This window comes from Sphingopyxis sp. CCNWLW2, from assembly GCF_037095755.1.
Taxonomy (GTDB): domain Bacteria; phylum Pseudomonadota; class Alphaproteobacteria; order Sphingomonadales; family Sphingomonadaceae; genus Sphingopyxis.
Map to the genome: position 1 here is coordinate 1,000,680 of NZ_JBAWKJ010000002.1, position 20,217 is coordinate 1,020,896.

The window sequence follows — 20,217 nt, forward strand, 5'->3', positions numbered from 1 at the left end:
TCACGGAGAAATTGATGGCATCGCACCGGCGCTTCGCACCTTCCTTCATGCTGCTTTGCAGTTCGATGCTCGTATCCGCGTCGGTGGCCGCACAGGCGCCCGCCTACGACCTCATCATCCGCGGCGGGACGATCTACGACGGATCGGGCAAAGCGCCGGTGGTCGGCGATGTCGCGATCAAGGACGACCGGATCGTCGCCGTCGGCAAGGTCGACGGCACCGCAAAGAGCGAGGTCACAGCCAAGGGCATGGCGGTCGCGCCGGGCTTCATCAACATGCTGAGCTGGGCGACCGAGTCGCTGATCGCCGACCCGAAGAGCCAGAGCGACATCCGCCAGGGCGTGACGCTCGAGGTGATGGGCGAAGGCTGGTCGATGGGGCCGGTGAACGCGACGATGAAGGCGCTGGAAACCGAACGACAGGGCGACATCAAATTTCCGATCGAGTGGACGAGCCTCGGCGATTATCTTGGCTGGCTCGAAAAGCGCGGCGTCTCGACCAATGTCGCGAGCTTCGTCGGCGCCGCGACGGTTCGCGTGCATGAGCTGGGCGAAGGCGATGTCGACCCGACGCCCGAGCAGCTTACCCGCATGCGTGCGCTGGTGAAGCAGGCGATGAACGAGGGCGCGATGGGGGTCGGCAGTTCGATCATCTATGCCCCCGGTTCCTATGCCGAAACCGACGAGCTTGTCGCGCTGACGAGCGAAGCGGCGAAATGCGGCGGCATGTATATCAGCCATATGCGTTCCGAAGGCGACCGGATCGAGGAAGCCGTCGACGAGCTGATCGACATCTCGCGCCGCTCGGGCGCGCCCGCCGAGATCTATCATCTCAAGATGGCGGGGCGCAGCAACTGGGGCAAGCTCGACACGATCGTGAAAAAGATCGAGGACGCGCGGGCCGAAGGACTTAAGATCACGACCGACATGTACACTTACACCGCCGGCGCGACGGGGCTCGATGCCGCGATGCCGACGTGGGTGCAGGCAGGCGGACTCGAGGAGTGGATCAAGCGGCTGAAAGACTCCGCGATCCGCGCGCGCGTCGCCGAAGAAATGAAGAAGCCCGGCAGCAATTGGGAAAATCTCTATTTCGGCGCGGGCGCCGACAAGATGATCCTATCGGGGTTCAAAAATGACGCGCTCAAGCCGCTGACCGGCAAGACGCTCGCCGAGGTTGCGGCGATGCGCGGCAAAAGCCCCGAAGAAACCGCGATGGACCTCGTCGTCGAGGATGGCTCGCGCGTCGGCACCGTCTATTTCCTGATGTCCGAGGACAATGTGCGCAAGCAGGTGCAGCTGCCATGGATGAGCTTCGGGTCGGACGCCGCGTCGCAGGCGACCGAAGGCGTCTTCCTGAAATCGGGCGCACACCCGCGCACCTATGGCAACTTTGCGCGCCTACTCGGCCGCTATGTCCGCGACGAGAAGCTGATCCCGCTCGAACAGGCGGTGTACCGGCTCACCACCCTGCCCGCGACCAATCTGGGCATCAAGGATCGCGGGGCGCTGAGGCCCGGCTATTATGCCGATGTCGTGGTGTTCGACCCGGCGACGATCGGCGACCGCTCGACCTTCGAGAAGCCGCACCAATATTCGGTCGGGATGCGCGATGTCTTCGTCAACGGCGTGGGCGTGTTGCGGAACGGCGAGCATAGCGGCGCGACGCCTGGGCGTGCGGTACGCGGTGCGGGCTGGAACCGCTGTTCCTAAGCGGCAGCGAGCAAGCGCCGCTGTTCGGCGGGTGACTTGAACAGGAAATCATAAGGCAAGCCGAGCCGGACGCTCGCCTGACAATGCGGCGCCGTGCGATCGACGTGACGGTCGGCAAGCCGGCCGGCGATCCGTAATGCGGTGCGGTCGAGCCGCGTCAGATCATAGCGCGGGCCGAGTTCCAGCTTGCGCCGGATATGCCCGGGAAGCAGCGACACCGACGCGCGCGCGATCGCACGATGCAGGAATCGCGGCACGCCCGGCGCCGCGCGGCCCGACTGGATAATGTCGAGGAATTCGAAGATGATCGGATGCGGTTCGAAGCGCGGTTCGAGTTCGTCCATCATCGCCATGAACGCGCCCACCGTCGGCGGCGTATGCCGCGCCCCGAACTCGCGCCCGATCGCATCACCGTCGGCCATGAAGCGATCCTTGTCGGCGTCGCTGAGCGGACGGACGAAGCGGTCATAGGCCATCAGGAAGCCATAGGAAGCGGTCGCCGCGACCCAATCGAGCAGCAGCGGATCGAGCGCCCGATATTTCGTGCCGTCGGGTGTCTCCCCCTTCACTTTGCCGTGCATCCGGTTGACCTGCCCGATCACAGCTTTTGCGCTACTCGCCGGTCCATAGCAGGCGAGCATCGCAACGAGTCCGGTGCGGCGCGAACGCCCGATCGGGTCGGCCTTGTAGGTCGAATGGTCCCACACCCCCGACCGGATGCGCGGCTCGGCAAATTCGAGCAGCACCGCGGCGATGCCGCCGATGCCGAGCGCGATCGGGTTCTTGTAGATGCGCCACTGGACGCTGTCGGGCGCGAGCAGCGCGGGTTCGCCGACGGGGGCGGCGAAGTCGATCGCCGTCCCCAGATATTCATCCTGCATCGGCAAACGCGCCACGCTGTCCGTCTCCTTCTAGAAATCGTAACCCAGCGTCAGGCCAAAGGTTCGCGGCTGGTTGGCGAACCGGACCACGACGTTGGCGTTACTGGCGACCGCCGACCAATAATATTTGTTGAACAAGTTTTTCGACCAGAGCGACAGCGACCAGCCGCTTTCGTCCTTGAGACCAAGGCTCGCGTTGACGACGGCATAGGAAGCCACCTCATAGAGCGGATCGTCCTCGAAAATCGTGTTCGCCTTGCCCTGGTAACGCAGGCTGACCGCACCGTTGAGCGCCAGCGTATCGGTGATCGGCGCGTCATAGGCCGCGACGATGCTACCCTGGAAACGCGGGCTGTAAATGAACTCGGCACCATCGAAATTCTCGGGCTGGCCGGCGGCGTTGGTACCGACATAGTCGATCACCTTCGTCTTCAGCCACAGGCCGTTGGCGGCGATCGTCAAGCCTTCGGCGGGACGCAGGGTCAACTCGCCCTCGAGACCATAGGCCTTCGACTTGGGCACATTGTCGAGGCGTGACAGCGCAGTGTAGATCGGATCGGCGAAATAGGTGCTGATCTGCTTGTCCTTATAGTCGTAATAGAAGGCCGCGAAATTGGCCTGTAGCAGCCGGTCCGCCAGCGTTGCCTTCACGCCGAGTTCGTAGGCGGTCAGCTTTTCCTGCGTCACCGGTGCATTCTGGCGCGCCTTGCTCGCCGCGTTGACCGGCGAGGTCCCCGACTTGTAGCCGCGCGACACCGACGCATAGACGAGCGTATCGTCGTTCGGCGACCAGTCGAGCGCGGCGCGCCAGGCAAGGTTGTTCTCGTCGAGCGTCGAGACCACCGGCCCGAAGCTGTTCGTCGCGTCGTTGAAGGTGTTGCACTGCCCTTCGGAGATCGGCGCCGGGATCGGCCGCGTACCGCCCGCCGAGAACAGGAAACGGTTCACGACGTTGACGTTCGGCAGCATGCTGCCCTTAAAGTCGCGCGAACAGCCGACATAATCCTGCTTGTCTTCGGTATAGCGCAGACCGACCGTCAGCTTGAGCTGGTCGGTCAGTTCGGCATCGGCATTGCCGAAGACGCTCCATGTCTTCGTGGTCATCGTGCCGATGTCTTCATAGGTGCGGAACGCGGTCGCCATGTCGGCGGCGGTGTAGCCGCCCGAATTGAACGGCGTATTGAGCAGGTTGACGCCCGGTACGATGATGAACGGCACCGCGCGGATGAAGCGCGCGTTCGCATTTTCGCCGAGCAAAGTGCGGTTGCTGTCGACGATCTTGTCGTGACCATAATAGCCCCCGACCAGCCAGTTGACCCGGCCGGCCTCGCCCTCGAAATGCACTTCCTGGGCAAAGCTCTTGATCCGGCCATCGGCCTTTTGCAGCAGGACTTCGAACGGCGCACCGCTCCAGTCGGACAATGCCTTGCGCTGGAAGTCATTGTAGCTGGTCAGGCTGACGAACTTCGCGGTGTCACCGATTTCCTGGTCGATGCGTGCCTTCATGCCCCAAAAACGGTTGTTTTCTGCAAGGTCGCCAGACAGACCCTCGCCGCGTCCGATATTGGCAGAACGTCCTGCCTCGGGCGCCCAATCGGCCTGGCTCGCCTTGGTCGGAAAATTGCTCGCCAGATAGGTCGCAAGCCCCGGAGCGTTGAACAGGCGCGAATTGCTGGTGCCCGAAACCGGGTTGGTCGCGGGCGTGAAGCCGATGCCCTGGCCGGCAACGGTGTCCGACTTGTTCTGCCACCAGGTCACCGACAGGTCGATGCTCGTTCCCGGACCCGGATCGATCGCCAGCGAGCCGCGGATGCCCAGCTTGTCGACCTTGCCGAGGCGTTCGTCGGGGCGCGCATTGCTGATCTGCCAGCCTTTGTCGCTGTTTTCGCTGCGCACCGCGATGCGCGCCGCTATGCCCTCGCCGAACGGACCCGAGATATGACCCTCGAAATTATAGGTCTGGTAATTGCCGAGCTCCGCCTTGACGCCGCCCTCGAACGTGTCGGTGGGCTTCGCTGTGATGAAGTTGATCAGGCCGGCGGTGGTGTTGCGGCCATAGAGCGTGCCCTGCGGCCCCTTGAGCACTTCGACGCGCTCGAGGTCGTACACCGGCCCCGTGTTCATGATCGGATAGGCGTAAGCGACCTCGTCGACATAGGTGCCGACGGTGGAGGTGGCCGAGAGGTTGATCGTGTTGAAGCCGATACCGCGCAGCGTATAGGTCGGCACGCCTTGATAGCTTTGCGAGACGGTGAAGCTTGGCGCCACCGTTGTCAGGTCGCGCATGTCGGTGACGCGTAGGTTTTCGAGCGTCGCGCCATCGACCGCCTGGATCGCCATGCCGACGTCGTTCATCGATTCGGCGCGGCGCTGCGCGGTGACGATGATGTCGCCTTCGGCCGCGGCCGTGTCGGCGGCGGTTTCCTCGGCTGCGAAGACCGGCGCTGCAATAACCAGACCGATCGCCGTGCCCGCACCCAAGAAAATACGCATTGCTTTCATCATCCATCCTCCCTCAAACAGCTTGTCGCCGAACTCGTCTTTGTGCGAGCGTCGCGCGAAGCCGGACCGTGCCAGAACATAGAATTGCGGCCGGGCGGACAAGCTGACACCTGTGTCAGGATGTGGAGGGAAAAGCGGGTCATGGATCATCAGCGCGAATGCTGGGCCGAAATGCCGGCGCTGATCGCGGCGGTGCAGGCGGCGGGCGACGCGATCGGCCTGCCCTTCGTCGCGGCACAGGCCGACCTTGGCGATCCCGAGCCGATGAGCGACGCCGAAGGCCGTCCCTATGCCGAAACCAGCTTTCGCTGGGTCGACCCGAACTATGCCTATTGGCGCGACCGCAAGCTGGCGTTGCAGCTGGCCTTTCTGACCGCCGCGCGGCTCGTCGCCGAACCCTTTTATTACAGCGACGGCCGTCTCGGCACATGGCGGTCGACGCGCCTACTTGACGAGGTCGACTGCTCGCAGGCGAAAAACACGCCCAATTTTGGCGAAGCGATCATCGCGCCGGTCCATCTGCCGCGCGGACTGGTCGGCGCCGTCTTCTGGTGCTCACGCGAACCCGTCGGGGTCGAGGCGCTGTTCGCAAAACACGCCGGCGACTTGCACAATCTCGCGCTGAAACTCGTCGCCACGCACAATGAAGCGCGCGACCGCCCGCGCAACGCCACCGTGCCGCAGACGCTGACCCGCCGCGAGGTTCAGTGCCTGCGCTGGGCGGCGGCGGGCAAGACCGACGGCGAGATCGGGATCATCCTGTCGCTGTCGGTGTCGACGGTGCGGTTCCACCTTCGCAACGCCGCGGCCAAGCTCGGCGCGACCGGACGGGCGCAGTCGATCCAGATCGCCGCGGGACTCGGCTTCGTCGGCGCGCGCGCGGCCTGATGCAGGTGCCAGCTTGGCCTCGCCTCGCCGCTGCGTACAAGCCGGGCGCATGGACATGCTGAACGACCCGGCGCTGACCGCCTTTCGCGAAGAGGTTCGCGCCTTCCTGAGCGCGAATTTGCCCGAGGATATCCGCCGGGGCGCCGCGCGCGCGACGAGCGTCTTTATCGACCCCGATGTGTCGCTGCCCTGGCAGCGCATCCTGCACGAAAAAGGTTGGGCAGCGCCCGACTGGCCCGCCGAATTCGGCGGCCCGGGCTGGAGCGAAATCGAGCGCTATATCTTCGCCGCCGAATGCGCGCACGCGGGCGCACCGAATTTGGCGCCGATGGGCCTCAAGATGGTCGCGCCGGTGATCATGCATTATGGCAGCCCCGAACAGCGTGCCCATTATCTGCCGCGCATATTGTCGGGCGAGGATTATTGGTGCCAGGGCTTTTCGGAGCCCGGCGCGGGGTCCGATCTGGCCGCGTTGCAACTGCGCGCGGTTCCTGATGGCAGCGATTATATCCTGAACGGGTCGAAGATCTGGACCACCCACGCGCATTTCGCGAACCGTATGTTCGCGCTCGTTCGCACCTCGAACGAAGGCAAGCCGCAGGCGGGAATCAGCTTCCTGCTGCTCGACATGGACTTGCCGGGCATCACCGTCGAGCCGATCCGGACGCTTGCCGGCGACCATGAATTCAACCAGGTGTTCTTCGACGACGTCCGCGTCCCGCAAGCAAACCGGCTCGGCGATGAAAACGAAGGCTGGTCGGTCGCGAAGCATCTGCTGACCTTCGAGCGCGGCGGCAAATATGCGCCAGGCCTGATCGGGCGGCTCGAACAGCTTCGTGCGCGCGACGACATCGAACCGGTGCTGCGCGCGCAGCTCGACCGCGAGGCGGTGACGCTGAAGGCGCTGCAGGCGCTCGAAGTCAAGGCGATGCGCGGCGTTGGCGGCAGCGCGGCGCTCTATGCCTCGGCGCTCAAGATACTGGGCACCGAAACCGCGCAGCGTATCGACACATTGGCGTGCGAAATCGCGGGTCACGCCGCCTGGGCCGATGCCGACGGACAGACGCCCGCCGAGCTGGCGGTCGCGGTGCCGCGCTATCTCAACGACCGCGCAGCGACCATTTACGCCGGATCGAACGAGATCCAGCGCGACCTGATCGCAAGGACCATGCTGGGTTAGGCAGCCGCCTCGGCAAAGCGCGCAAGATGACCGGCGCGCGGCCCGAATGCCGCCGCAATCGCGAGCGCGCGCTTGAAATGCCCGCCGAGGCGGAGCTCTTCGGTGAGCCCCATCGCGCCGTGAATCTGCACCGCGCTTTCGCCGACGACGCGCACCGCGTCGCCGACTTCGATGCAGGCGGCGCTGACCGCCTGTGCGCGGTCGGCGCGGTCCCGATCGACCGCGAGGATCGCTTCCTCGGTCAGCGCCGCCGCCTTCATCGCCGCAAGTTGCATGTCGGCCGCGCGGTGGCGCAGCGACTGGAAACGCCCGATCGCCGTGCCGAACTGCTTGCGTTGGCCGAGATAATCGATGCTGTCGGCGATCATGCGTTGCATCAGCCCGGCCGCTTCGGCGCAGCGCGCCGCGAGGATCAGGTCGTTCGCATAGTCGGCCCACAGGCGCGCGGCGTCACCGCTCGCGAGCGAAGTGGTGTCGCCGGGCTTGAGCGTGAAGGCGAGATCGGCCGAGACGCTGCCGTCGTGCATGATGCGATGCCGCTGCTCGACCTTGTCGCGATCTGCGGGGATGAGCAGTAACGCCTCGTCGCTCGCGAGGAGCAGAAAATCGGCTTCGGCTGCCCCTGCAACCAGTGCCGCGCTGCCGCGCGCCAGCTCGCCGTCGACGACGGGCATCGCCGCGGTCGAAGCCGTGCAGACGATGGCGATCCGGCGGCTGCCCACCGCGAGATCAGCCAGCGCCGGATGATCGGGCACGACCCGCGCCAGCAGCGCGGTCGCCGCGACGTGCGAAAGCCAGTCGGCACCCGCGAGTGCCGGCCCCAGCTCGGCCATGACGACGGCGATGTCGATCGGACCGCCGCCGAAACCGCCGGCGCTTTCGGGCAGCGCGAGGCCCGCTAGCCCGAGCGACTCCGAAAGCTCGCGCCAGCCGGGGCGCACATTGTCGGCGAGGAAGCGCTGGATGCTATCGCGCAACATTTGTTGCTCGTCCGAAAGCGGCAAGTCGAGTTCGGCCATGTCAGTTCGCCGGCCCGGCGGTATATATGTGCGTCATTTGCTCTCCCGCACCTGTCCTGCAACTTGCCGCGCCGCGGGTCTAGCTGATTGGCGTAACAGGTCGAGGACAGCGAGCTGCGTGCCATATACTTAGCAATAAAACTATTGCATGGGGCCGCATGCACAGTGCGATACGAGTCGAAGATCAAATGCACGGGCGGTGGGCGGGATGAATCCGATCTGGCTTCCCGCGTCGCTGCTCGGCGGCCTGTTCCAGGCGTGGCGTACCGCGTTGCAGCAACGCCTGCGCGCCGAGCTCAGCATCAGCGGCGCGGGGCTGGTGCGCTATCTGTACGGCCTTCCCTTCGCGCTGGTTTTCGCCGCGATCTGGCTGACGATCCAGCACGATGTAATCCCGGAATTCGGCACCGCTTTCGCCGGTTTCGCGGCCGCCGGGGCGATCACCCAAATGGCGGGGACGATCCTGCTCATCATGGCGTTCGGGCATCGCGGGTTCGTCGTCGGCACCGCCTTTTCGAAGACCGAAGCGGTGCAGGCTGCGCTCGTCACCGCGCTGTTCCTCGGCGAGCGGCTGCCGCTGCTCGCGTGGATCGGGATCGTTGCGGGGGTTGCTGGCGTGCTGGTGCTCGCGCTGGCCGGACGCGGCGTGTCTGGGCGAGAGATCTGGCGCGCACTGGGCCAGCCGGCCGCGCTTTGCGGGCTCGGCGCCGGGTCGATGTTTGCGCTCGCCGCGATCGCGGTGAAGCTCGCGACCGCCGAGCTTGATGGCGTCGACCTGATCGGTTCGGCACTCGTCACGCTCGTTGTCGTGATGGCGATCCAGACCGCGCTGCACCTCGCGTGGGTTTTGCTGCGTGACCGTGATACCGCGCGCGCAGCTTGCCGCACATGGCGGAACTCGAGCCAGGTCGGCCTGCTGTCGGCGCTCGGCTCGGCCTGCTGGTATATCGGCTTTGCCGCGGCGCCTGCCGCGCTGGTGCGGATCGTCGGGCAGGTCGAGGTCGTGTTCACGATCGGCTTCGCGCATTTCTATCTGCGCGAGCCAGTGCGCTGGCACGAGATCGCGGGGCTGCTGCTCGTCGTCGGCGGGGTCGTGATGGCGCTGCTCGCGACCTTCTAGGGAAAGGCGGGCGCCTTGCTGACCATCGCGGGCAAGGGCCGTCCCATCACCCCGGTCAGCCATCCCGCAGCGTCGACCACCTGCGGCAACGCCACACCGGTTTGGATGCCGCTGTTTTCGAGCAGGTAGATGACATCCTCGGTCGCCACATTGCCTGCCGCGCCCGGTGCGAAGGGACAGCCGCCGAGCCCGCCGAGCGAGGCGTCGACCGTCGCCGCGCCTGCATTCACCGCCGCCCAGACATTGGCGATGCCGGTGCCGCGCGTGTTGTGGAAGTGAACGCGCACGGGCAGGTCGCCGACCGCCTCGCGCACGCGGCCCACCATTTCCGACACTTGCGCCGGAACGCCGACACCAATCGTATCGGCGAGCGCGATTTCGCGCGGGTTCGCGTCAGCGGCGCGCTTCGCCATTTCGACGACGCGGTCGATCGCGACGCGCCCCTCGAACGGGCAGCCAAAGGCGGTCGCGATGGTGATCTGGCCGCTGCGCCCCGCTTCTTTCGCGAGCGCGATAATCTCCATCGCGGCGGCGAGCGATTCGTCCGAGCTTTGCCCTTGATTGCGGATGCCGAAACTGTCGCTCGTCACGCACACCGCGCCGAGTTCGTCGATCCGCCCGGTTGCCAGCGCGCGCTCGGCGCCGCGACGATTGAGCACCAGGCCAATCCACGTCACATCGTCGCGGTCGGGCAGCATCGCGACCAGCTCAGCGGCGTCGGCGAGCTGCGGCACCTTCTTCGGATTGACGAAGCTCGTCACCTCGATACGGCGGACGCCATAGTCCAGTGCGCGGCGGATCAGCTCCAGCTTGTCGGCGGTCGGCACGATCGCCGCTTCATTCTGAAGCCCGTCGCGCGGGCCGACCTCGACCAGTTCCACAGCATGATTTTTCAACATCTTACGTCCCGACTATCCCGAGTCATTTAGCAGGTTGAAAATTACATAGCATTCTAAGTATACAAAGGCCATGGGCGAGGCAGGTCGTCTTACCAGAGTCGGCCGCGAAAGGAACGATATGAGCGAGACATGCAGCGGGGGCGCGCTGGAAGGCATCAGGGTGGTCGAGATGGGGCAGCTGATCGCGGGCCCCTTCTGCGGCCAGCTGCTCGGCGACATGGGAGCCGAGATCGTCAAGCTCGAACCGCCGGAGACCGGCGACCAGATGCGCAACTGGGGCCAGGGCGACAAGCCGAGCTGGTGGCGCGTGATCGCGCGCAACAAATATTCGGTCGCGGTCGATTTGCGGTCGAAGGAAGGTCAGGCACTCGCGCGCGAGCTGATCGCCAAGGCCGATATCCTCATCGAGAATTTCCGTCCCGGGACGCTCGAAAAATGGAACCTTGATCCCGCTGACCTCCGCAAGACCAACCCCGGGCTGATCGTCGTGCGCGTGTCGGGCTATGGCCAGACCGGTCCTTACTCCGCGCGCGCGGGTTTCGGCGGCATTGGCGAGGCGATGGGCGGCTGGCGCGGCATCGTCGGCTATCCCGACCTGCCGCCCGCGCGCATGGGGGTGTCGATCGGCGACACGCTCGCCGCGACATATGGCTGCATGGGCGCGCTCGCCGCGCTCCACCACCGCAGCAAGACTGGTGAAGGCCAGATCGTCGATTCGGCGCTTTATGAAGCGGTGCTGCAGGTGATGGAATCGACCGTGTCCGACTATTCGGCGAGCGGCACCAAGCGCCGCCGCACCGGATCGACGCTGCCCGCGATCGCGCCGTCGAATGTCTATCCGTGCAAGGATGGCGAATATCTGATCGGCGCCAATCAGGACGGGGTTTTCGCGCGCCTCGCCGCCGCGATGGGGCGCCCCGAACTCGCCAGCGACGAGCGTTATGCGACGCACCGCGCGCGGGGCGTGCGGCAGGAGGAGCTCGACGCGCTGATCGGCGAATGGACGAGCACGCTGACGATCGCCGAACTCGAAGCGAAGATGGTCGAAGCGGGGGTTCCCGCTGGCCGCGTGTTCGATGCCGAGGACATGATGAGCGATCCGCATTTCGCCGCGCGCGATGCGCTGGTGACGGTTGAGGATGCCGAGTTCGGCGAAGTCACGATGCAAGGCGTGTTCCCGAAACTGTCGGCGACGCCGGGCAGCGTGCGTCGCCCTGCTCCGTTGACGGTCGGGCAGGACAGCGCCGATGTGCTGAAACGCTGGCTCGGACGGGAGGCCTGACGCGATGATTACGCTCTATGGTGGCCCCACCCCCAACGCGCGCAAGATCGCGATCGCACTTCTCGAAATGGGACTCGAATGGCGGCTCGAATATATCGACATCCTCGCGGGCGATCAGCTGACCCCCGAGTTCCTCGCGCTCAACCCGAACAACAAGACGCCGGTGATCGTCGATGACGAAGGTCCCGGCGGCAAGCAGTTCGTGCTGTGGGAAACCGGCGCGATCCTTCTCTATCTCGCCGAAAAGAGCGGGCGCTTCATGCCGGCCGATCCGGTGAAGCGCGCGATCTGCTGGCAATGGCTGATGTTCCAGGTGTCAGGGGTCGGCCCAATGTTCGGGCAGGAAGTGCATTTCTCGCACTACGCCAAGGATCGGCACGAATATGCGATCGAGCGCTACAGCCGCGAGGTCGACCGGCTGATGATGGTGCTCGACAAGCGCCTCGGCGAGGCCGCGTGGCTCGCGGGCGACGATTATACGATCGCCGATATGGCGACGCTGCCCTATCTGCGCCGCCAGCTGATCGAAAAGGCCGGGCGTTTCCCCAATGTCGATCGCTGGGGCGCCGCGATGCTCGAACGCCCCGCGGTCGCCGAAGGCATGACCGTCGGCGTCGCACGCGCCGAGACGATCGAGGGCGGGCTCACCGGTTTCACCGACGAGCATCGCGCGATCCTGTGGGGCGACCGCCAGCACGCAAAGCGCTGACGTTCAGTCCTTCGCAACCGCCGCATGGTTCGCGGCACCGAACATGTTCGACCATTCCTTGTCGTCGAGCTTTTGGTGGCGGCCGACATATTTGGCCGGCGCCTTCAGATCCTCGCGCGCCATCGCACGCGCGACCGCCGGGCGTCCGCGGATCCGTTCGAACCAGCCATGCATCGCGGGCCATTCGTCGAGGCCCATGCCCATCACGAATGCGGAAGCGCGACCCGGCCAGATCGCCATGTCTGCGATGCCATACGCCTCGCCCGCGACATAGGCGCTCTTTTCCAGCCGCTTTTCGAGCACAGTGAGCAGACGCGTCACTTCCTTCGTGTAGCGTTCGACCGCATAGTCCTGCCCCGCGGGCGCATAGCGCAGGAAATGGCTCGCCTGTCCGCCCATCGGCCCGAGTGCCGCCACCTGCCAGGTCAGCCATGACAAGGTCGCCGCGCGCGCCGCGCCCGACGCGGGAAGGAAGCGCCCGCTTTTCTCGGCCAGATATTGCAGGATCGCGCCCGACTCGAACACGGTGATCGGATCGCCTCGACCTGCCGGATCCTGATCGACGATCGCGGGCAATTTGTGGTTCGGGTTGATGCGCCCGAACGCGGCGGTCAGCTGGTCGCCGTCGAAAATGTCATAGGAAATGACGCGGTAGGGTTCGCCGATTTCCTCGAGCATGATCGCGATCTTCTGGCCGTTCGGGGTCGCCGAATAATGGAAGTCGATCATTTCACAGCACCTCGTGGATCGCATGGCGCACCCCGAAATCGGTACGCTCGCCGACGCCGACCGCGAGCACGCCGTTCAGCCAGCCATATTTGACGCTCGCAGTTTCGAACACCGGCGCGATTCGCAGATAGTATCGCGACGGATCGGCGTCGGGGACAGCGGGATCGATGAAGGTCGCGCGCACATCGTCGGGAATGATGTTGCGGCCGGTGTAGCTGAGGTAAATGAGCTCGCCGTCGTCGGTCTGCCACACCGCACGTGCATCGAAGGTGCCGACCGAAGCATCGTCGCCCAGCCGCCCGCTGCGCGACCAGTTGCCGCCACCGGGGAGTACTATGCCATTGATACGCGGACCGAAAAAGCGGCCGCCGCTGATATAGCCGAGCCGCTGATCGCCGAACGGCGACGCGCCGATGCCGATGATCCCGCCTCCCACCTCGAACTCGACGGTGCACAGATGGCGCGTCGCGAGTGCGACCGGGGTGATCTGCGTATTTTCTTCGTTCATAATGCGAATCCTCTTCCTGCCTATGGACAAGCATAAAACCATTAGTATACTAAGGGTCAATCAGATTGACGGATCGGAAGGCTTTCCGGGACCGCGACGATAAGCTCTATGGGAGGGTGAAGATGAAGGCGCATAACCAGTTCCTGCTGTCCGGCGTGGCGGCGATCGCAATGCTTGCCAATGCCGCACCGGCGATGGCGCAGGCCGCCCCTGCCGACACGGCGGACGTCGACGACAGCAACGCAAACGAGATCATCGTCACCGCGCAGAAGCGCGAACAAAATTTGCAGAACGTGCCGATTTCGATGGAAGTCGTCAGCGGCGCCAAGCTCGCCGAGTTCAACACCAGCGATATCAAGGCGGTGATGAACTACACGCCGAACGTGTTCGTCCAGTCGACCGCGGGCAACGACGTCATCTATATTCGCGGCTTCGGTTCGCCGCCGGCGAACTTCGCCTTCGACCAGTCGGTTTCGCTCTATGTCGACGGCATCTATGCCGGCCGCAACCGCCAGGCGCAGGCCCCCTTCTTCGACCTCGCACGCGTCGAAGTGCTGCGCGGGCCGCAGGGCGCGCTGTTCGGCAAGAACACCGCGGCGGGCGCGGTCAGCGTCGTGTCGGCGGGTCCGACGAAGGATTTCGAAGGCGCGATCACCGGCCTTTACAACTTCGATCACAAGGGCACCGACTTCTCGGGCTATCTGTCAGGGCCGATCAGCGACACGCTCGGCGCGCGCTTCGCGTACAAGATCGTCAACCAGGACGGCTATATCTATAACCGCGCGACCGATCACGACGACCCCGAAATCAAGTCGCAGCTGCTGCGCCTGACCGTGAAGTGGGAACCGTCGAACAATTTCGACTACACCGCGAAGATCGAGTACGGAAACCGCGAGGTCATCGGCGGAATCACCGTATCGAGCCCGTTAACCAGCGGCCAGGACCCGCAGACCACGCGCTATCTCGAGCGCTCGGCGCTCGGCGACGAGGGGAACAACAACAAGTCGGTGATGATCTCGGGCGTCGGCAACCTCGCGCTCGGCGATTTCACGCTGACCTCGGTCACCGGCTACAGCTGGTTCAAGTCAAAGATCGTCAACGGCTTCGACCAGACGATCCCGAACAGCGGCGGTGCGTTTACGGCCAATTCGGTCTACAACGCCTTCCCCGAACGTTTCGACCAGATTTCGCAGGAAATCCGCATCCTGTCGCCGACGGGCAAGACTTTCGAATTCATCGCGGGCGCCTATTACGACAAGTCCGATTACACGCTGGAGCAATTTCAGGGCTTCAACATCGCGGCGCTCAACTATTTCGGCCGCATCGACAGCCTTTTCCGGCAAAAGGCTGAATCCTGGTCGGTCTTTGGCCAGGCGACGTTCAACATCAGCGATGCCTTCCGCGCGATCGGCAGCCTGCGTTACAGCCACACGAAGAAGGACGGCAGTTTCGCCTCGCGGCTCGTCTATGGCCCCTTCGCGCTGCGCCCGATCTCGAGCGCGACGGGTTCGATCAGCGAAGGCAATGTCGATCCGTCGGTGACGCTGCAGTACGACATCGCGCCGCGCATCATGGTCTACGCGACGTGGGGCCGCGGCTCGAAATCGGGCGGCTTCGTCTCGAACACGCTCGGCACGACAAGCGCGACCTTCTCGTTCGAGCCCGAACAGTCCGAGAATTTCGAGGCCGGCATCAAATCGACGCTGTTCGACGGCAAGGTCGTCGCGAACGTCTCGGCCTATCATACCAAGTTCAAGGATTTGCAGGTTTCGGTCTATCAGCCCGCGATCTCGAGCTACCTGACCGGCAATGCCGCCGCGGCAACGTCGAAGGGCGTCGAAGGATCGCTCAGCATCTTCCCGATCCCCAATTTCGACATCAGCGCGTCGGCCGCCTATTCGGATATCAAATATGACGACTATCCCGGCGCGGCCTGCCTCGCCAGCCAGCCGTTGTCGGTTTGCAATCCCGCACAGACCGATCGGACGCAACCGAACCACGTCGCGAACAATAACCTGGCCGGTTACCCCGTTGCCTATTCGTCGAAGTTCACGGGTAGCGTCACGGCACACGCGCGGTTCGACCTGTCGAGCGATCTGAAATTCGACATCACCGGCGTCGCGTCGGCTCGGTCGAAATATTTCAATTCGGACAACCAGAGCCCGATCTTCGGTGTCCAGCGCGGCTATGCGAAGCTCGATCTTCGCGTTCAGCTGGCCGATCAGGACGACCGCTGGCACGTCGCACTCGTCGGCAAGAATCTGACGAACGAAAAGACGATCGGCAGCGCGTTCAACCTGCCGGCGCCGATCACCGCGGCGCCGCGCGCGATCCTCTATCTCGAACCCACCCGCAACATTTCGGTCGAGGCCGGGGTCAAGTTCTAGGTTCGAATATGATGTCCCAGGGATCGGCCGCGATCGAAGCTTCCTCGACGGGGAAGCGGCGATCGCGGTCGTGACCTGTATGAAGGGGTGAAGCGCGATGATCGACGTCTATTTCACACCCACGCCGAACGGCCACAAGGTTTCGATCATGCTCGAAGAGATCGGGCTGCCGCACCGATTGCTCGTGATGAACATGCTCGAGGGCGATCATCTCACCCCCGAATATCGCCGCATCAACCCCAACGGCCGCCTGCCCGCGATCGTCGACCATGATCCGATCGGCGGCGGCGCGCCGTTGCCCATATTCGAATCCGGCGCGATCCTGCTCTATCTCGCCGAGAAGAGCGGGCAATTGCTTCCCGAAAGCCCGCGCCGCAGATCGCAGGCGCAGCAATGGCTGATGTGGCAAATGGCGAGCTTCGGCCCAATGCAGGGACAGGCGCACCACTTCATCCGCTATGCGCCCGAGGGGCAGACCTATCCGGTCGAACGCTATCGCAACGAGACGTTGCGGCTGCTGCATGTGCTCAACGGGCGGCTGAGCGAGGCCGATTATCTGGCGGAAGAATATTCGATCGCCGACATCGCGGCGTGGCCGTGGACGCGCGCGATCCGCGCGATCGGGCTGACGCTCGACGACTATCCCGCAGTCGCCGACTGGTTCGCGCGCATCGGCGAGCGCCCCGCCGTGATGGCAGGGACCGACGTCAAGAACGCCGCCAACCTGTCGAGCGCGCGCCCGGTGCTAACCGAGGAGCAATGGTCGAACCTGTTCGGGAAGAATATGCTCGAGGCGCCGAGGCGGTGAACCTTACTCCCCTCCCGCTTGCGGGAGGGGTTGGGGGTGGGCCAGCGACGCGCGGCATGCCCACCCCGCTGCGACTAGCAAACAAGTTTGCAAGTCTCGCTGCCCCTCCCACTTGCGGGAGGGGATTACACGGTATCCGCATGCCCCCACTGATATTCGACCTTGCCGTCCAGCCGCCGCACCGCGACCCAGTCGCCGCCCGCGAGGCTGTCATCCTCGATCAGCGCCGCAACACCTTCCGCGATATCCTCGGGCCGGCACGCCTCGTTGTTCGCAAGCACCGTCTTCATCCATTCGGACTTGCCGCCCGCCCCGGTCGTGTCGAGGATCGGGGTGTCGACCAGCCCCGGCAACATGCCCGCGACACGCACATTGCACTCGTCCTTCAGCGGCGCGCAGCAGCGCGTGAACATCATCACCGCCGCCTTGGTCGTCGCATACATCGCGTCGTAGAAGCCGGTGCCGAGCGCGACGGTCGACACGGTGTTGATAATCACCCCGCCGCCGCGCTCACGCATCGCCTGCACCGCGATCTGCGTCGCCGCGACGAGCGAGGTGATGTTGACGTCGATGATCCAGCGGATGCGCGCGGCGTCGACGTCGGGAAATTGCGGCAGGCCCGACACGACCCCGGCGTTGTTGTGCAATATGTCGACGTCGCCGTGCGCACGAAACCAGGCTTCGGTCGCGGGAATGTCCGACAGGTCGAGTATGTGGACGCTCGCCCGCGCGCCCTCGGCCTCGACCAGCCGCGCGGTCTCGGCGAGCCCCGCTTCGTTGACGTCGACGAGCGCGATCTCCGCCGCGCCGCGGCTGGCCAGCATCACCGCGGTCGCGCGGCCGATGCCGCCCGCCGAGCCCGTCACGATGGCGGTCTTGCCGTTGATATCCATCTCTTCTCTCCCGTCGATCTTGTCGTTACCGTAAAGCACATTGACAGATAAACTTAAATACCTAAGTATTTTTGGAACGAGAAGACTCGTGCGTTTTTGGAGAGTGTGATGACAGAGGCGACAGCCCTCGATGGAGGCGCCATAGCGTCCGACCGCGGCCTTGCCGTGCGCCGCAATGTCGCGCTCGCGATGCTGTTCGTGGTCGGCACGATCAACTTCGTCGACCGCCAGCTTCTGTCGGTGCTCGTCGAACCGATCCGCGCCGAGATGGATTTCAGCGATACGCAGTTCGGTCTGCTCACCGGCCTTGCCTTCGCGCTTTTCTATGCCGCAATGGGGGTTCCCGTCGCGATGATCGCCGACCGCTGGAACCGCGTGAAGCTGATCGGCATTGCGTGCGTCGTGTGGAGCGGGTTCACCGCCGCGTGCGGCTTCGCATCGAATTTCTGGCAACTCGCGCTCATGCGCTTTGGCGTCGGTGCGGGCGAAGCGGGCGGCACCGCGCCGTCGCTGTCGGTCATCGCCGACTATTATCCGCCCGCACAGCGCCCGCTCGCGATCGGCATCTTCACGCTCAACGGTCCGTTCGGGGTGTTCGTCGGCGCGACCTTTGGCGCTTGGGCGGCCGCGAACATCGGATGGCGCAACGCGTTCATCCTGATCGGCATCGTCGGCGTGATCGTCGCCCCGGTCCTGATCTGGCTCGTCCGCGAGCCCGCGCGTGGGCAGATGGATACGCAAAAGGCGACCGACGCCGCCCTGCCCTTCAGCCAGAGCCTTGCGATGTTCTGGCGCCGCCCGTCGCTGCGCATGGTGATGATCGGCAGCGGCCTCGCTGCATTTACCAGCTATGGCATGCTCAACTGGATTCCGGCCTTCCTGATGCGGACGCAGAAAATGCCGCTCGACGCCATGGCGACCTATTTCGGCCCGGCGGCGGGCATCACCTTCGGCATCGGCATCCTCGGCGGCGGCTGGCTGGTCAGCCACCGCGCGAAAGTGTCCGCGCGCGCCTATGGCACAATTCCGGCGCTCGCGACCGCCGTGCTGATCCCGACCTTCATCGCCGCGCTGCTCGTCGACAGCTGGCAGCTCTCGCTCGCGCTCATGCTGATCCCGATGGCGGCGTGCACCGCCTATGTCGCCCCGGCGCTCGCATTGGTGCAAAATCTGACCCCGCCGCGCAGCCGCGCGACCGCCGCGGCGGTACTGATGCTGATGTTCAACATCATCGGCCTTGGGCTCGGCCCGCTATTCGCGGGGATCATCAGCGATAGCCTGAAGCCCGATTATGGCGACGAAAGCCTGCGCTGGGCGCTGATGGCGCTCATGCCCTTCGCCGCCGCTGCCGGGATCGCGCAGTTCCGCATGACGCGTTACCTCGAGAAGGATTTCGCCGAATGACCGATGTCGCGGGGAAGACCGCCTTCATCACCGGCGGCGCGAGCGGAATTGGGCTTGCCACCGCCAGGGCGCTCGCCGCCAAAGGCGCGTCGGTGATCCTCGCCGATATCGACGGTGCGGGCGCCGATAGCGCGGCCGAAACCCTGCGCGCGGAAGGCGCGAACGCCCTCGGCCTCCAGCTCGACGTGACCAGGGAGGAAAGCTGGGCCGCCGCGGGCGAACAGGCGCGCGCGTTCGGCCCCGTGCGCATCCTGTTCAGCAACGCCGGGGTCGGCGGCGGATCGGGGCCGTTCGAGCAATACGACACCGACGTCTGGCGCTGGAACTATGCCGTCAACGCGCACGCGCATCTCTATGCCTGCCGCACCTTCCTCGGCGACATGAAGGCGAGCGGCGAGCCAAGCCACCTCGTCATCACCTCGTCGATGGTCGCGATCGTGCCGCCGCCGATCTCGGTCGCCTATATCAGCTCCAAATATGCGACGCTGGGTATCGCGATGGCGCTACGCAACGAGCTGGCCGGAACCTGCGTCGATATTTCGGTGCTGATGCCCGGCATGTCGGCAACGCGGATCGTCGAGACGACGCGCGACCTCCGCCCCGCCCAAATCGAGATCGGCAAGGCGGCGGCGACGAGCCAGGCGATGCAGGGCGTGCTCGCGGGCGGCATGGCGCCGGACAAGATCGGCGCCCGCGTTGTCGAAGCGATCGAGGCCGGCGAATATTGGATTTTCACCCATCCCGAATGGAAGGCGATGGCCGAACTGGTGACGCAGCATATGCTGGCGTCCTTCGGCCCCTCGGCCGATCCCGCATACAAAGGCGACGACATCGACGGGCTGATCGCCGCGAACGGCGGCCGCATGTTCGGCGCGAAGGTTTAAGGAGAGCATCATGGCAGAGCAGGACGACATCCGCGCAATGGCGCAGCACTTTTTCGACGCGATCGAAGCTGGCGACATCGAGACGATGCAGAACAGCTTCACCCCCGATGCCGAGATCTGGCACAACACCGACGAGCTGATCGTCACCCCGGCGCAGACCGCGCAGACGCTCACCGGCATGGTCGCGCGGATCAAGGACCGCGAATATGCCGACCGCCGGCTGACCACCTTCCCCGGCGGCTTCGTTCAGCAGCATGTGCTGAAGGGCAAGCGCGTCCACGACGACGGCGCGGTCCGTCTCCCCTGCGCGATCATCTGCCAGGTCGAAGGCGGCAAGATTACGCGCCTCGACGAGTATTTCGACAGCGCGCATGTTGCCGAATTTCGCAAATTCGCGAACGCCTGAGGAGTT

The 20,217-nt window shown here is 64.8% G+C and carries 18 protein-coding genes; 11 read left to right on the plus strand and 7 right to left on the minus strand.

Annotated elements, in window-relative coordinates; genetic code table 11:
* Positions 1-14 precede the first annotated feature (14 nt).
* On the plus strand, positions 15-1,712 hold the full coding sequence (locus V8J55_RS15985) for an N-acyl-D-amino-acid deacylase family protein (RefSeq protein ID WP_336446576.1): 1,698 nt from the start codon (positions 15-17) through the stop codon (positions 1,710-1,712).
* On the opposite strand, the gene V8J55_RS15990 is transcribed toward V8J55_RS15985, so the two are convergent.
* Both V8J55_RS15990 and V8J55_RS15995 read right to left on the minus strand, forming a co-directional pair.
* Positions 1,709-2,608: an oxygenase MpaB family protein gene (locus V8J55_RS15990; RefSeq protein ID WP_336446577.1), complete on the minus strand. Its 900-nt coding sequence runs from the start codon at positions 2,606-2,608 to the stop codon at positions 1,709-1,711. The two genes, V8J55_RS15985 and V8J55_RS15990, sit on opposite strands and share 4 nt — an antisense overlap.
* 15 nt (positions 2,609-2,623) lie before the next feature.
* Entirely contained in the window at positions 2,624-5,086 is a 2,463-nt protein-coding gene (locus V8J55_RS15995; RefSeq protein WP_336446578.1) for a TonB-dependent receptor, read from the minus strand.
* Between the two features lie 150 nt (positions 5,087-5,236).
* Between V8J55_RS15995 and V8J55_RS16000 the strand changes: the two genes are divergently transcribed.
* Together V8J55_RS16000 and V8J55_RS16005 are read left to right on the plus strand one after the other, a co-directional pair.
* On the plus strand, positions 5,237-5,983 hold the full coding sequence (locus V8J55_RS16000) for a helix-turn-helix transcriptional regulator (protein WP_336446579.1): 747 nt from the start codon (positions 5,237-5,239) through the stop codon (positions 5,981-5,983).
* A 55-nt stretch (positions 5,984-6,038) separates the two neighbouring features.
* Positions 6,039-7,163 (plus strand): acyl-CoA dehydrogenase family protein, encoded by a 1,125-nt coding sequence (locus V8J55_RS16005; RefSeq protein WP_336446581.1) that lies wholly within the window; start codon positions 6,039-6,041, stop codon positions 7,161-7,163.
* Here V8J55_RS16005 and V8J55_RS16010 read toward each other — a convergent pair.
* A complete protein-coding gene (locus V8J55_RS16010; RefSeq protein WP_336446582.1) occupies positions 7,160-8,182 on the minus strand; it encodes an acyl-CoA dehydrogenase family protein in 1,023 nt (340 codons plus the stop codon). The two genes, V8J55_RS16005 and V8J55_RS16010, sit on opposite strands and share 4 nt — an antisense overlap.
* Positions 8,183-8,390: 208 nt before the next feature.
* Here V8J55_RS16010 and V8J55_RS16015 point away from each other — a divergent pair, with 208 nt between their 5' ends.
* A complete protein-coding gene (locus tag V8J55_RS16015) occupies positions 8,391-9,302 on the plus strand; it encodes an EamA family transporter (RefSeq protein ID WP_336446583.1) in 912 nt (303 codons plus the stop codon).
* Here V8J55_RS16015 and V8J55_RS16020 read toward each other — a convergent pair.
* The gene (locus V8J55_RS16020) at positions 9,299-10,201 is read right to left on the minus strand and encodes a hydroxymethylglutaryl-CoA lyase (protein ID WP_336446584.1); all 903 of its coding nucleotides are present in this window, start codon (positions 10,199-10,201) and stop codon (positions 9,299-9,301) included. The genes V8J55_RS16015 and V8J55_RS16020 overlap by 4 nt on opposite strands.
* Before the next feature lie 118 nt (positions 10,202-10,319).
* Here V8J55_RS16020 and V8J55_RS16025 point away from each other — a divergent pair, with 118 nt between their 5' ends.
* On the plus strand, positions 10,320-11,483 hold the full coding sequence (locus V8J55_RS16025) for a CaiB/BaiF CoA transferase family protein (protein ID WP_336446585.1): 1,164 nt from the start codon (positions 10,320-10,322) through the stop codon (positions 11,481-11,483).
* Between the two features lie 4 nt (positions 11,484-11,487).
* Positions 11,488-12,192 carry a glutathione S-transferase family protein gene (locus V8J55_RS16030; RefSeq protein ID WP_037515985.1) on the plus strand — a complete coding sequence of 235 codons (705 nt, stop codon included), beginning with the start codon at positions 11,488-11,490 and terminating at the stop codon, positions 12,190-12,192.
* Between the two features lie 3 nt (positions 12,193-12,195).
* Here V8J55_RS16030 and V8J55_RS16035 read toward each other — a convergent pair whose 3' ends face one another.
* Positions 12,196-12,921 (minus strand): glutathione binding-like protein, encoded by a 726-nt coding sequence (locus tag V8J55_RS16035; protein ID WP_336446586.1) that lies wholly within the window; start codon positions 12,919-12,921, stop codon positions 12,196-12,198.
* Between the two features lies 1 nt (position 12,922).
* Complete coding sequence (locus V8J55_RS16040; RefSeq protein ID WP_336446587.1) at positions 12,923-13,429, minus strand: DUF3237 domain-containing protein; 507 nt, start codon at positions 13,427-13,429, stop codon at positions 12,923-12,925.
* A 122-nt stretch (positions 13,430-13,551) separates the two neighbouring features.
* Between V8J55_RS16040 and V8J55_RS16045 the strand changes: the two genes are divergently transcribed.
* Entirely contained in the window at positions 13,552-15,816 is a 2,265-nt protein-coding gene (locus tag V8J55_RS16045; RefSeq protein ID WP_336446588.1) for a TonB-dependent receptor, read from the plus strand.
* A 97-nt stretch (positions 15,817-15,913) separates the two neighbouring features.
* Positions 15,914-16,624 carry a glutathione S-transferase N-terminal domain-containing protein gene (locus V8J55_RS16050; protein ID WP_336446589.1) on the plus strand — a complete coding sequence of 237 codons (711 nt, stop codon included), beginning with the start codon at positions 15,914-15,916 and terminating at the stop codon, positions 16,622-16,624.
* Between the two features lie 125 nt (positions 16,625-16,749).
* Here V8J55_RS16050 and V8J55_RS16055 read toward each other — a convergent pair whose 3' ends face one another.
* Positions 16,750-17,517: an SDR family NAD(P)-dependent oxidoreductase gene (locus V8J55_RS16055; protein ID WP_336446590.1), complete on the minus strand. Its 768-nt coding sequence runs from the start codon at positions 17,515-17,517 to the stop codon at positions 16,750-16,752.
* A 108-nt stretch (positions 17,518-17,625) separates the two neighbouring features.
* On the opposite strand from V8J55_RS16055, the gene V8J55_RS16060 reads away from it, so the two are divergent.
* Genes V8J55_RS16060 through V8J55_RS16070 form a run of 3 tightly spaced genes read left to right on the plus strand, consistent with a single transcriptional unit; the run spans position 17,626 to position 20,211 of the window.
* A complete protein-coding gene (locus V8J55_RS16060) occupies positions 17,626-18,921 on the plus strand; it encodes a spinster family MFS transporter (RefSeq protein WP_336446591.1) in 1,296 nt (431 codons plus the stop codon).
* A complete protein-coding gene (locus V8J55_RS16065) occupies positions 18,918-19,805 on the plus strand; it encodes an SDR family NAD(P)-dependent oxidoreductase (RefSeq protein ID WP_336446592.1) in 888 nt (295 codons plus the stop codon). The genes V8J55_RS16060 and V8J55_RS16065 overlap by 4 nt, the downstream gene beginning before the upstream one ends.
* Positions 19,806-19,815: 10 nt before the next feature.
* Entirely contained in the window at positions 19,816-20,211 is a 396-nt protein-coding gene (locus V8J55_RS16070; RefSeq protein ID WP_336446593.1) for a nuclear transport factor 2 family protein, read from the plus strand.
* The last annotated feature ends 6 nt before the right edge of the window (positions 20,212-20,217 follow it).